Origin of the sequence: Promicromonospora vindobonensis (assembly GCF_042685865.1) — a bacterium.
Classification (GTDB): Bacteria; Actinomycetota; Actinomycetes; order Actinomycetales; family Cellulomonadaceae; genus Promicromonospora; species Promicromonospora vindobonensis.
Genome location: NZ_JBHUOG010000001.1, coordinates 1849714 through 1862627 on the forward strand (window position 1 = coordinate 1849714; position 12914 = coordinate 1862627).

Below are 12914 nucleotides of genomic sequence, written 5' to 3' on the forward strand. Positions count from 1 at the left end.
GTGGCCGGACTGCTACAGGTAGCGCAGCGGGTCGAACTCTTCGATCGGGATGATCCGGACGCGCGGCAGCATGGTGGTGAAGGCGTCGGCGTCGGCCTCGAGGTCGTACATGACCAGGCCGCGCTGCTCCAGCTCCGTGAACCGGGCGTTGACGAACTCCCGGAAGCCCAGCAGGCCCACGCGGCGGTCGTCGTCCTCCAGCAGCGCCTCGATCTGCGGCAGGAAGTCGCCGTCGTGGCTCGCGAGCAGCACGTCGCCGGGCCGGTCCATCAGCGCGTCGAGCGTGCGCTGGATACCGACGTCGACGACCTTCTCCGAACCCTGCGCGGCCAGCGGGATGGGCTTGTAACCCATGGCGAGCAGCGCCTGCACGAACGGCATCGGCATCTGGCCAGAGGTCGCGTTGAGGAAGAACAGCGGCACGACGTTCTGCGACCACACCTTCTCCGCGAACGCGGAGATACGATCCCAGCGGGGCCGCTCCTCGGGTGCCGGACGGCGGTTCAGCACGTTCATGCCGAGCGTGGCGTCGATGTTCTCACCGTCGACGATGAGATACGTGCGCCGGGGCGTCTGCCCTGGAACCTGCGGGAACGGTGCTGACATGCCTCACAGCCTAGCGGCGAGGCAGATGGCGAGCCGGACGGATCGTCGGCCTCGAGTCCGGGCGATTTCCCGGGCGAATCTCAGGCACCCTTCAGGAACCGGTCGCACACTGGAAACATGGCTACTCCTGAGGCGCGTCTCGTCGTGGTCGACGACGAACCGAACATTCGTGAGCTCCTGTCCACCTCCCTGCGTTTCGCGGGCTTCGAGGTACATGCGGCCGCGGACGGCAACGGCGCCCTTCAGCTCGTCCGCGATGTCGAGCCCGACCTCGTGGTGCTCGACGTGATGCTCCCCGACATGGACGGCTTCACCGTGACGCGCCGGATGCGCGCGACCGGCCGGCACACGCCCGTCGTCTTCCTCACGGCGAAGGACGACACGCAGGACAAGGTGCAGGGCCTCACCGTCGGTGGCGACGACTACGTGACCAAGCCGTTCAGCCTCGAAGAGGTGGTGGCGCGGATCCGCGCGGTGCTGCGCCGCACGGGGGTGCCGACCCCCGAGGAGGAGGCGGTGCTGCACGTCGGCGACCTGGAGATGGACGAGGACTCGCACGAGGTGCGTCGCGCCGGCATCGAGGTAGACCTGTCCCCCACGGAGTTCAAGCTGTTGCGCTACCTCATGCTCAACTCCGGGCGGGTGCTCTCCAAGGCGCAGATCCTGGACCACGTGTGGCAGTACGACTGGGGCGGGGACGCGAACATCGTCGAGTCCTACATCTCCTACCTGCGGCGCAAGATCGACACCCTGGAGATCGACGGCGAACCGCTGCCTCCGCTGATCCACACCAAGCGCGGCGTGGGGTACCTGCTCCGCGCCCCTCAGCCCGCCCGTGCTTGAGCGGATCAAGGAGCGCCTGTCCGGCATACCGCTGCGCGCCCGCCTCGTCGCGATCATCTCTCTGCTGCTCGCGGCGGGGCTCGGCATCGCGGGGCTCGCGACGACCACCTTCGTGTCGAACAACCTCGTCGAACAGGTCGACAACGAGCTGCGCAACACCGCCCTCGATCCCAGCGAGGTGCTCCAGACGTCCACGCAGAATCTGCCCAGTGACTACTACGTCCGGGCGGTGGGCGTAGATGGCACGGTCAGGTCGGCAGGCACCTGGGCGGTCGCCCGGTACGGCAAGCCGGACCTGCCCGAGGTCACGTACGACGAGGCGACGAAGGGCGGCAACACGCCGTTCACGGCCCCCTCGGCGACCGGTGCCTCCGGGGGTGAGAGCTGGCGCGTCATCACCCTGGTCGGGACGCTCCAGCCGTCCGGCGAGCGGGCGGTCATCTACGTCGCGCTGCCGCTGGTCGGCGTGGACCGCACGGTCTCGTTCCTGACCAACACGCTCATCCTGTCCGGGCTCGGCATCGTGCTGCTGGGCGGACTCACGGCATGGGTGCTCGTCGAGCGCTCCCTGCGCTCGTTGCGGTCCGTTGAGCACACGGCCGCTCAGATCGCGCAGGGCGACCTGAGCCGGCGAGTGCCCGAGGCACCGCCAAGCACCGAGATGGGCTCCCTCGCCGTGTCGCTGAACGCGATGCTGGCCCAGATCGAACGCGCCTTCGCGGCGCAGGAGGCGTCCGAGGCGCGGATGCGGCAGTTCGTCTCGGACGCGTCGCACGAGCTGCGCACGCCCGTCGCGACCATCCGTGGCTACGGCGAGCTGTACCGGATGGGTGCGCTCGACTCCACCGACAAGGTCGACGACACGATGGTCCGCATCGAGGACGCCGCGCGCCGGATGGGCACGCTCGTCAACGACCTCCTGGTGCTCGCCCGGCTCGACGAGGGCCGGCCCATCGCCCGCGAGGACGTCGATCTGGCCGCCCTCGCCAGGGACTCGGCGCAGGACCTGCACGCGCTCGACCCCACCCGCGAGGTCGCTGTGGTGCCGCTGTCGGCGGGCGACGGCGGCGACGACCCCACCGGGCAGGTACCCGACACGCTGGTCGTGGAGGGGGACGGCGACCGGCTGCGCCAGGTCGTCACCAATCTCATCGGCAACGTCGCACGGCACACACCCACCGGTACGCCTGTGGAGATCGCGCTCGGCACGCGGCCGGACGGCGCGGCGGTGCTGGAGGTGCGCGACCACGGCCCCGGCCTCACCGAGGAGCAGGGCCAACGGATCTTCGAGCGGTTCTACCGCGCGGACTCGTCACGCACCCGTGAGTCGGGCGGCTCCGGGCTCGGGATGGCGATCGTCGCGGCGATCGTCGGTGCGCACGGCGGCCACGTCGAGGTGTCGGCCACCGAGGGCGGGGGCCTCACGGTCCAGATCACGCTGCCCGCAGAGCCTCCCGTGACCACCATCCAAGACGGTGGTAGCCGCCACTGACCGATTCGGTAATAGGCTGGCCGTGGAGTGACCGACCTCAACCGTTAGGCAGAATTCACATGGGCGTGCTGACGTCAGACGCGCCGCAGTGGTTCCTCAAGTCTTTCGTCCGCAGTGCGGTGGGCGCGGGAGCCACGGCGGACACCGAGGCGATCGAGGATGTCGGTCAGGCGCTTCTCGACCGATGGTCCGACGAGCACCGCCACTTCCACAACCTGCGCCACCTGGCCGCCGTCCTGCACCGCGTGGACCAGCTGGCCGAGGAGACCCACGAGCCTGACGTGGTGCGCCTCGCGGCCTGGTACCACGGGGCCGTGTTCAGCTCCGAGAAGAAGGTGGCCGAGGCCTCGCACGGTGGCGAGCAGTCCACCGCCTCCGCGATCCTGGCCCACGACGAGCTGATCGGGCTCGGCGTACCGGCGCGTACGGCCGACCGGGTCGCGGCACTGGTCAACGCCATAGTCCGGCACGCGCCGGACCCCACGGACTTCGACGCGGCGGTGCTGAACGACGCCGACCTGGCGATGCTCGCTGCCGAGCCCCAGCGGTACAAGGAGTACAAGTCGGCGGTGCGCGCGGAGTACGCCCACATCCCGACGGACGTGTACCTCCAGGCGCGCATCCGGGTGATCGAGCGGTTGCTCGCGCGCAAGTCGCTGTTCCTGAGCCCGATGGGCGCCGCGTGGGAGGAGCCGGCGCGGCAGAACCTCGACATGGAGCTGCACCGGCTGCGCAAGGAGCAGGCGAAGCTCGGCTCAGCCTGAGACAGGCTCTCCGCACGACCCCCCACCGGTTCGAGCACGACCACATCCCGGGCTTTCACGCGCTCGTGCACAGCACGCACCTGGCAGGCCGCGCCGTCGGGCCGCACGTACCTACCGTCGATCGACGACGCCGGACGGCCCGGCGCGCGGGAGGTGAGGACCATGCGGTTCGAGGTCGACAGTGACCAGGTGGAGCAGGCGGGGGCAGCGGTGGCGGGCTCTGTGGCGACCGTGCGTACGGAGGTGGGTGCGCTCATGCGCAATCTCGACGCGCTGCAGGCGACCTGGCAGGGGCCTGCCGCCGCCGCGTTCGGTGGCACGGTCGCGCAGTGGCGCGGCGCGCAGGCGCAGGTGGAGGGCGCGCTGGACGCGATCCAGGCCGCCCTGACGGCCGCGGCGCGCACCTACGCGGAGGCAGAGGCGGCAACGACCCGCATGTTCTCCTGAGGCACTCGTCCCACATGGCCGACGCCGGCCGGTCGCCCTCCGTGAGGAAGGTGACCGACCGGCGTCGGACAGGTGCTGGACACGACCCGCGTGGGCCGGCCCGAGCGGGTCAGGCAGGACTCAGACGGTATGAGGTGACGGTCGTGCGCGGGTTCGGGATTCCGCCGGACCTGCCATGGTGGTGCCAGCCGTGATGGTGTCAAGGCCCTTCGGCCCCTGCGGGGCGGCCTGCGGCCGGCCCCGACCCCATCACGTCCGGCACGATCGGCAGGGAGCGGCGGAATCCCTCGCCAGGCGGGTTGCCTCTGGTCGGCAGAGGCCTCCGGAGCGCATGGTCGTGAGTTACCGGGACACCGCCCGGGTGCCCTGGCGTCACAATGTCGACCCCCGGAGGCCCCTGTGTTTACCAACACTATCCCCGTACCCACCGAGCGGTGGGCCGTCGGGCTGGACGTGCACGCTCGATCGATCAGCGCGTGCGCGCTGGACCTGTCCACCGGCGAGCTACGCACCGCTCGCCTGACCTCGCACGACGAGTCCGTCCAGGGCTGGCTCACCAGCCTGGCCGGCACCGCCGCGGTGACCTACGAGGCCGGCCCGACCGGCTACGGCCTGGCCCGTGCGCTTCAGACGGTCGACATCCGGTGCGTAGTCGCCGCGCCTTCCAAGATCGCCCGCGCCGCCGGGGACCGGGTCAAGACCGACAAGCGTGACGCGGCCCTGCTCGCCCGTCGCCTGGCAGCCGGCGACCTCGTCGCCGTACGCATCCCGACCCTGTCCCAGGAAGCAGCCCGTGACCTGACCCGCGCCCACGAGGACGTCCGCCACGACCTGATGTCGGCCCGGCACCGGACCAGCAAGCTGTTGCTGCGCCACGGCATGCTCTTCTCCGGACCCACCACATGGGGATCAGCCCACCACGCGTGGCTCGCCCAGGTCCGTCTGCCGCAACCTGCCGCGCAGGACGCGTTCGAGGACGCCCACCAAGGCGTGCTCCTGGCCGAGTCGCGCAAGAAAGCCCTCGCCGCCAAGATCATGACCCTCGCAAGTGACGACCAGTTCGCTGCGACGGTGACGGCGCTGGGCTGCCTGCGCGGCATCGGCACCCTCACAGCCATGAGCCTGGCCGCCGAAATCGGCGACTGGGACCGCTTCACCGGGACCTCCATCGGCGCCTACCTCGGCCTGACTCCGATGGAGCACTCCTCGGGACAGTCCCGCACACTGGGACCGATCACCAAGACCGGCAACCCCCACGCCCGTCTCCTGCTGATCGAGGCAGCCTGGAAGCACCGCCCCTCCTACCGCATCGGAACCACCCTGCAAGCCAGGTTCGACGCCGCGACCCCCGCCGCCCGAGCCCGCGGCCACGCCGGCAACCTGCGCCTGCACAAGCGCTGGACCCACTTCACCACACGCGGCAAGCGCACCACCGTCGCAAACACCGCGATCGCCCGAGAACTCGCCGCCTGGTGCTGGTCACTGGCCACACTCGACGGCTGACAAACCCTGGACCCCTACCCGCGAGTGCCAGCAGCGTGACGGGACGACCCACGACACTTCTGTGAGCACCGACCCGACCAAGGCCGGCACGCCCGACCTCAGACACGTGCCCACCGTCCCCGCCGAACACCACCGTCATGCGGAACCAACCCGCGCATATCAGACTCGACACCGCGTCGAACAGACACGCCACCCACTTCGCGGGCACCGGCCCAGGAACAAGGAAGGAACCGCCGACCAGGCACCCAGCCCGGCCGACGGTTCCAACCTGCCCTTGACAGGACCGCCCTACATATCAGAAGTCCATGCCGCCCATGCCACCGGTCGGGTCGCCGCCACCCTGGGAGCCCGCGGGCTCGGGCTTGTCGGCGACGACGGCCTCGGTGGTGAGGAACAGCGCGGCGATCGACGAGGCGTTCTGCAGCGCGGAACGCGTCACCTTGACCGGGTCGTTCACGCCCGCGGCGAGCAGGTCCTCGTACACACCGGTCGCGGCGTTCAGGCCGTGACCGGAGGGGAGGTTGCGCACCTTCTCCGCCACGACGCCGCCCTCGAGGCCGGCGTTCATGGCGATCTGCTTGAGCGGGGCGTCGATGGCGGCACGCACGATCTGCGCGCCGATGGCCTCGTCGCCCTCGAGCTCGAGCTTGGCGAACGCGATGGCACCGGCCTGGATGAGGGCCACGCCACCACCGGCGACGATGCCCTCCTCGACGGCAGCCTTCGCGTTGCGAACGGCGTCCTCGATGCGGTGCTTGCGCTCCTTGAGCTCCACCTCGGTGGCCGCGCCGGCCTTGATGACGGCGACGCCACCGGCCAGCTTGGCGAGGCGCTCCTGCAGCTTCTCGCGGTCGTAGTCCGAGTCGGACTTGTCGATCTCGCTGCGGATCTGGTTCACGCGACCGGCGATGAGGTCGGCGTCGCCGGCACCCTCGACGATCGTGGTCTCGTCCTTGGTGACGACGACCTTGCGCGCCTGGCCGAGCTCCTCGAGCGTCGCGTTCTCCAGCTTGAGGCCCACCGTCTCGGTGATGACCTGGCCGCCGGTGAGGATCGCGATGTCCTGGAGCATGGCCTTGCGGCGGTCGCCGAAGCCCGGTGCCTTGACGGCGACGGACTTGAACGTGCCACGGATCTTGTTCAGCACCAGGGTCGCCAGGGCTTCGCCCTCGACGTCCTCGGCGATGATGAGGAGCGACTTGCCCGACTTCATGACCTGGTCGAGCAGCGGCAGCATGTCCTTGACGTTCGAGATCTTCGACTCGACGATCAGGACGTACGGGTCCTCGAGCACGGCTTCCTGGCGCTCGGGGTCCGTCTCGAAGTAGCGGGCGAGGAAGCCCTTGTCGAAGCGCATGCCCTCGGTGAGCTCGAGCTCGAGGCCGAAGGTGTTCGACTCCTCGACGGTGATGACGCCTTCCTTGCCCACCTTGTCGAGGGCCTCGGCGATGAGCTCGCCGATCGCCGGGTCACCGGCGGAGATCGCGGCCGTGGCGGCGATCTCTTCCTTGGTCTCGATCTCCTTGGCAGCGTTCAGCAGCTGCTCGGTGACGGCCTCGGTGGCCTTCTCGATGCCACGCTTGATGGCGATCGGGTTGGCACCGGCGGCAACGACACGCAGGCCCTCCTTGACGAGCGCCTGGGCGAGCACGGTGGCGGTGGTGGTGCCGTCACCCGCGACGTCGTCCGTCTTCTTGGCGACCTCCTTGACGAGCTCCGCGCCGATCCGCTCGTACGGGTCGTCGAGGTCGATCTCCTTGGCGATGGAGACGCCGTCGTTCGTGATCGTGGGGGCGCCCCACTTCTTGTCAAGAACGACGTTCCGGCCCTTCGGGCCGAGCGTGACCTTCACCGTGTCGGCGAGCTGGTTGAGCCCGCGCTCCATGCTCCGACGAGCTTCCTCGTCGAAAGCGATGATCTTGGCCATGGGGATGAATCCTCCGCTGGTGGCTTGTCCAGGCCGGCCGGTGCCCGCGACGGACGGCCTACCGCCGACGACGATCATGTCTCGCCGCGACAGGAGGCCTCACCATTCGACCCTGCTGTCACTCTCGAACGGAGAGTGCTAAGACATTATTGGCACTCGGACCATGAGAGTGCAAGGCGCGTCCCCTGCCGGCGAACTGCCGGCGAAACCCTGCGCGGACCTATCCTGCCGCCAGGCCGTGGGCGTGCCGCACGTCGAAGTCCCGCAGCAGCGCGCGGCGGGCGGCGTGCCAGCCGCCCATGCCGTGCACGCCCGGACCGGGCGGGGCCGACGCCGAGCAGAGGTATACGCCCTCAGCGATCTGGTAGGGGTCGGGCGCCGCGGTGGGGCGCGCGATCATCTGCCACATGGTCGCCGCCCCGGCGGAGATGTCGCCCCCGGGGTAGTTCTCGTTGTGGAGCTCCATCTGCGCCGCGGGGATGCACCGCGAGCCGACGACGACGTCGCGGAACCCGGGAGCAAACCGTTCGATCTGCCGGGTGACCGACTCGGTGACGTCCTCGGTCGAGCCGGCCGGGACGTGCGCGTAGGCCCACAGGGGTCTCCGCGTCCCGCGCAGCCGGCTCAGGTCGGCGACGGTCGGGTCACTGACCAGCACGACCGGCCGTTCGGCATGCAGCCCGTGCGCGACGGCGTCCTCCGCGATCACCATCTCGGCGCGCGTCCCGCCGACGTGCACGGTCGAGGCGCGCCCGACGTCGGCGACCCGCCACGGGACCGGACCGTCGAGGACGAAGTCGACCTTGGCCGCCGCGTTCCCGTACCGGAACCTGCCCAGGGCCGCGCGGCGCGCCGGACGGATCCGGTCCCCCGCGATCCGGAGGAGGGTGCGGGGCGTCGTGTCGAAGAGGACGGCACGGGCCGGCGGCAGGTCCGACCAGCTCTCGACCCGGCGGCCGGTCTCGACGGCGCCCCCGTGCGCCTCCAGGTCCCGGACCATCGCATCGGTGATGACCTGGGAGCCACCGAGGGGGACCGCCCAGCCCCCGTCGGTATGCGCGAGTGCCGCGAGGAGCAGGGCCGTGCCCGCGCCCGCGAGCGAGGGGAGCGGCGTGATGCCGTGCGCCGCGACCCCGGTGAGCAGGGCCTTTGCCTCGTCGGTGAGGAACCGCCGGTCCCAGCGAGGGCCGCCCTGCTCGAGGAGGGCTGCGCCGAACCGCAGGCCGGGCCGGATCATCGAGGCGAGTCCCGACGCCGTCGCCCCCCGCTCACCGGAGCGCGGCAACCCGTCCAGCACGCCGCGCGGGGTCCGCTTGTCGCTCAGGGCGAGCGCCGTCACCTGGTGCCAGTCCGCGGCGAGCGGGCCGAGCAGGTCCTGCCAGGCGTCGCCGTCGGGCCCCAGCCGCTCAGCCGTCCGAGCGAGGTCGCGATAGGCCAGGCCTGCCCGGTCGCCGTCGAGCGGCTGGGCGTAGGCGACGTCCGGCGCGACCAGCTCGACACCGTGCGCGGGGAGGTCGAAGGCCCGGAAGAACGGCGATGCCCAGGCCAGCGGGTGCACGGCGGAGCAGAGGTCGAACAGCATGTCGTCGGCCAGCTCAGGGATCGCGACGGTGCGCGCGCCGCCTCCGACCGTCGGCTGGGCCTCCAGCACGCGGACGCCCAGGCCGGCGCGCGCGAGAGTCACCGCGGCCGCCAGGCCGTTGGGTCCTGAGCCCACCACCACCGCGTCGAGCAGGGTCACTCCCCCATCGAATCACGGTCCTGTGACAAACGGCCGACGGCGGGGCCGCGGCCGGCAGCTGGAACGAGCAGCCGCGGTACGGGGCGGCTGCTCGCAGCGTCGGGCACCATCGCCCGACATCGTGCGCGGAGGTCCTCGTCGACCGTCCGGGGCGGACGCCAGGGTCTGGGTCCCGGCATCCTTGGGGGGCGGGCGACGGGCGGGCCCTTCCCGCCCGTCGTCCCATCGATGTCAGGCTGGACGAACCTGCTCAGCCTGCGGACCCTTCTGTCCTTGCCCCACCTCGTATTCGACCGGCTGCCCCTCGTCGAGGGACCGGTAGCCGTCGGTCTGGATCGCGCTGTAGTGAACAAAAAGGTCCTGGCCGCCGGCGTCGGGGGTGATGAAGCCATACCCCTTCTCGGCGTTGAACCACTTGACGGTGCCCTGGGCCATGCGTAGTTCTCCTTGTACCTCTGCACGGGACACTCGGTCGACCCGTGGTGGTTCGAGCCTAGTGGTCCGGCTCACACCAGGGAAGCCTCTATGTCCGGTATGAGGCATTCAGCGGAAGGCGAACGTGCAGGTCAGAGGCCTGCACGGGGGGCCGGGCAGGTAAATATCAGCATGGTGGTACGGAACCGGTGGACATTTCGTCCACAGACTGCCCTCGACGGGTGCCGCCCGAACGTTGACCGAAAGCCGACGCCAGCACTGCCATCGACTCTCGGTCACGCACGCCCGGGCTGCCCCGAGGGGCTCGCGAAACGTCAGGCTCGATCAGCCGGCGGGCGGAGTCGCCATGAAGACCTGGATGGCCTCGGTCGGGTGCGCGCCGACCTCGGCAGACTCCTGCACGTTCGCGGCGGGGATGTCGAGCGCCTGCGCGACCGCCGACGCCGTGTCACCCCGCTCCGGGCCGTACAGGACGGTGTTCTCGGCGAAGGCGCCCGGGGCCGGAGCATTCGGGTCCCCTGCGTTGCCGGCGTTGATCGTGCCGGTGAAGCCTGCGCTGGCGAGGTTCGTAGCGATCGCTGCAGCCACGCCACCCTCACCCGAGTCGTTGTAGACGCCGATCACGGCTGCCATGTCTGCCGCGGCCGGGTCACCCGGGTACTCCGTCGTCGCCGGCTCGCTCGCAGTAGCCGAGGGCTCACCCGACGGCGGGCTCGACGCCTCACCGGAGGCCTCTTCCGACGGACCCGCCGAAGCCGACGCCGACGCCGAGGACGACGCGCCGCCCTGCGCCTCTGCAGGGTCGTCACCTCCGGACAGCAGCGTGATGCCGCCCCACGCCACGGCGGCGCAGACTACGGCGACCAACAGGAACGGCCAGGCGGAGCTCCAACCGCTACGCGGCGCACGGTGCACACCCACGGGTGCGCCCCCGGGGACAGCGACGTCGAACTCGTCGGGCGGGTAGGGGTAGCCACTCTTCGTCACGGCAGAGAGAGTAGCGGGTCGTTGTGACGGATCGGTGCCCGCTCAGTGGTTCTCAGCGGTTCTCATCCGCCAAACGGCGCGCGGAACGCGTCTGCTGACGCGTCGATCGGAGCCTGCGCAGCCGCTTGACCAGCATCGGGTCATGCTCGAGGGCCGCCGGAGTGTCGATCAGCGCATTCAACACCTGGTAATAACGCGTGGCGGTCAGATCGAAGAGTTCCCGCGCGGCTTCCTCTTTGGCGCCCGCGTACTTCCACCATCGGCGCTCGAACGCGAGAATCTCCCGGTCACGGTCGGAGAGCTTGCGCTCGGGCCCCTCGGCAACCGGGGTGTCGGCGACGGAAACCAGCGTCTCGCTCAGCTGGCCACCATCAGCCCGGAGTACGTGGCTGTTCTTCACCCTTGCCCTTTCACAGTGTCAACACGCCGATCCCGCTCGCGACGCCGAAAAATGGTCCCTCGAGGCGGTCGGCCCTACGGGAGCCGCCAGTCGACCGGCTGCGCGCCCTGCTGCTCGAGCAGTGCGTTGGCCCGCGAGAAAGGCTTCGAGCCGAAGAAGCCGTTGCGCGCCGACAGCGGCGACGGGTGCGCGCTCTCGACGACCGGCACGTCGCCGAGCCAGGCCTTCAGGTTGCGCGCCTTGGCGCCCCACAGGATCGCCACGAGGGGGCCGCCCCGCGCCACCAGCGCCCGGATCGCCGCCTCGGTGATCTCCTCCCACCCCTTGCCCGCGTGCGAGTCGGACGAGCCCGGCCGGCACGTGAGCGTCCGGTTGAGCAGCATGACCCCCTGGTCGGCCCAGGGGCGCAGGTCACCGTTCGACGGGAGCGGGACACCGAGGTCGTCCTGCATCTCCTTGTAGATGTTGACCAGCGACCGCGGGACGGGCCGCACGTCCGGCTGGACGGAGAAGGACAGGCCCATGGCGTGACCCGGCGTCGGGTACGGGTCCTGGCCCACGATGAGTACCCGCACGTCCGCGAGCGGCCGCTTGAACGCCGCGAGCACGTTCTCACCCGCTGGGACGTAGGTGCGCCCCTGGGCGACCTCCGCACGCAGGAAGTCGCCCATCGCATGGATGCGCGGCTCGACGTCCGCCAGCGCTTCCGCCCAGTCCGGCGCGACGACCTGCGCCAACGGAGGCGGGCCGGAGGCGGCGTCGGTGTCGACTGGGGGTGTCGGGTTCACGGTGGTCTCCACGTGCAGGAGGTTACCGGCAGCCTCCGACACTGCCAGTTTGTGCTGCCCGTCACAGTCCCGAGCCAGCGAGCCCACCCGAGCAGGCGGGAGAATGAGTGCCGTGACCACGACAACCCCAGACCCGGAAGGCCACACCACCGACCTCCCCGCGACCGTGCCTGTCCCCTGGGCCCGGTACATCGCGATGGGCGACTCCTTCACGGAGGGCCTGTGGGACCCGTACCCCGACGCCCCCGACGTCCAGCGCGGCTGGGCCGACAACCTCGCCGCCGTGCTCTCGGCACGCCGCATCGCAGCGGGTGAGGCGCCGCTCGAGTACGCGAACCTCGCGATCCGCGGCCGCAAGCTGCGACCGGTCATCGCCGAACAGCTCGAGGTCACCATCGACGCCCAGCCGGACCTCGTCTCGCTGGTCGCCGGCGGCAACGACATCCTGCGCGCCTCGGCCGACGTCGAGGCGATCTCCGCCGCGCTGGAGGAGGCAGTCGTCGCCCTCCGGGCGTCCGGCGCGGACGTCCTGATGGGCACCGGTTTCAAAGCCGGCGCGGCACTGAGCTGGACCAACGGCCGCACGGCCATCTTCAACGCGAACCTCTGGTCCATCGCCCGGCGCACCGGTGCCCACGTCCTCGACCTGTGGGGCATGCGGTCGCTGTCCGACCTGCGTCTCTGGTCCGACGACCGCATCCACCTCACCCCGGAGGGGCACCAGCGGGTCGCGAACGCAGCCCTCGTCGCGCTCGGCCTCGAACCGGACGACGCCGCCTATGACAGCCCGCTCGACGCCGCTCCTCCGGCGGCCTTCCGCGACGCGGCGCGCGCCAACGCGGTCTGGATGCGCCAGCACGTCGGCCCGTGGGTCAAGCGCCGGCTGACCGGCACCTCCAGCGGGGACGGCCGCTCCCCGAAGTGGCCGACGCCGCAGACGTGGCCGCGGGCGTAACGCCTCGTCCCGCCCTAGACTTTCGG

13 protein-coding genes are annotated in these 12914 nt (G+C 70.6%); 6 read left to right on the plus strand and 7 right to left on the minus strand.

The window, feature by feature from the left end; genetic code table 11:
- Window positions 1-12: 12 nt before the first annotated feature.
- The gene (locus ACFS27_RS08335) at window positions 13-606 is read right to left on the minus strand and encodes an NYN domain-containing protein (RefSeq protein WP_377181853.1); all 594 of its coding nucleotides are present in this window, start codon (window positions 604-606) and stop codon (window positions 13-15) included.
- Between the two features lie 117 nt (window positions 607-723).
- Between ACFS27_RS08335 and ACFS27_RS08340 the strand changes: the two genes are divergently transcribed.
- The 5 genes from ACFS27_RS08340 (at window position 724) to ACFS27_RS08360 (ending at window position 5655) form a co-directional block, all read left to right on the plus strand.
- On the plus strand, window positions 724-1449 hold the full coding sequence (locus ACFS27_RS08340) for a response regulator transcription factor (protein WP_253870534.1): 726 nt from the start codon (window positions 724-726) through the stop codon (window positions 1447-1449).
- Complete coding sequence (locus tag ACFS27_RS08345; RefSeq protein ID WP_377181856.1) at window positions 1442-2941, plus strand: sensor histidine kinase; 1500 nt, start codon at window positions 1442-1444, stop codon at window positions 2939-2941. Before ACFS27_RS08340 ends, ACFS27_RS08345 begins: the two co-directional genes overlap by 8 nt.
- A 59-nt stretch (window positions 2942-3000) precedes the next feature.
- Window positions 3001-3705 carry an HD domain-containing protein gene (locus tag ACFS27_RS08350; protein ID WP_377181858.1) on the plus strand — a complete coding sequence of 235 codons (705 nt, stop codon included), beginning with the start codon at window positions 3001-3003 and terminating at the stop codon, window positions 3703-3705.
- A gap of 162 nt (window positions 3706-3867) precedes the next feature.
- A complete protein-coding gene (locus tag ACFS27_RS08355) occupies window positions 3868-4152 on the plus strand; it encodes a WXG100 family type VII secretion target (RefSeq protein ID WP_377181860.1) in 285 nt (94 codons plus the stop codon).
- Between the two features lie 399 nt (window positions 4153-4551).
- Complete coding sequence (locus ACFS27_RS08360) at window positions 4552-5655, plus strand: IS110 family transposase (protein ID WP_377180810.1); 1104 nt, start codon at window positions 4552-4554, stop codon at window positions 5653-5655.
- Between the two features lie 295 nt (window positions 5656-5950).
- Here ACFS27_RS08360 and groL read toward each other — a convergent pair whose 3' ends face one another.
- From groL to ACFS27_RS08390, 6 genes are all read right to left on the minus strand, one after another.
- Window positions 5951-7582, minus strand: coding sequence for a chaperonin GroEL (gene groL / locus ACFS27_RS08365; RefSeq protein ID WP_377181862.1), 1632 nt, complete (start codon window positions 7580-7582; stop codon window positions 5951-5953).
- Window positions 7583-7802: 220 nt separating this feature from the next.
- Window positions 7803-9323, minus strand: a complete 1521-nt coding sequence (locus ACFS27_RS08370) for a phytoene desaturase family protein (RefSeq protein WP_377181864.1) — start codon at window positions 9321-9323, stop codon at window positions 7803-7805.
- Window positions 9324-9554: 231 nt separating this feature from the next.
- Window positions 9555-9758 (minus strand): cold-shock protein, encoded by a 204-nt coding sequence (locus ACFS27_RS08375; RefSeq protein WP_253870543.1) that lies wholly within the window; start codon window positions 9756-9758, stop codon window positions 9555-9557.
- 324 nt (window positions 9759-10082) lie between these two features.
- Complete coding sequence (locus ACFS27_RS08380; RefSeq protein WP_377181866.1) at window positions 10083-10745, minus strand: LytR C-terminal domain-containing protein; 663 nt, start codon at window positions 10743-10745, stop codon at window positions 10083-10085.
- A gap of 52 nt (window positions 10746-10797) precedes the next feature.
- Window positions 10798-11106, minus strand: a complete 309-nt coding sequence (locus tag ACFS27_RS08385) for a DUF3263 domain-containing protein (protein WP_377183650.1) — start codon at window positions 11104-11106, stop codon at window positions 10798-10800.
- A gap of 113 nt (window positions 11107-11219) precedes the next feature.
- The gene (locus ACFS27_RS08390; RefSeq protein WP_377183652.1) at window positions 11220-11882 is read right to left on the minus strand and encodes a uracil-DNA glycosylase; all 663 of its coding nucleotides are present in this window, start codon (window positions 11880-11882) and stop codon (window positions 11220-11222) included.
- A 247-nt stretch (window positions 11883-12129) separates the two neighbouring features.
- On the opposite strand from ACFS27_RS08390, the gene ACFS27_RS08395 reads away from it, so the two are divergent.
- The gene (locus ACFS27_RS08395) at window positions 12130-12888 is read left to right on the plus strand and encodes an SGNH/GDSL hydrolase family protein (RefSeq protein WP_377183655.1); all 759 of its coding nucleotides are present in this window, start codon (window positions 12130-12132) and stop codon (window positions 12886-12888) included.
- Window positions 12889-12914 lie beyond the last annotated feature (26 nt).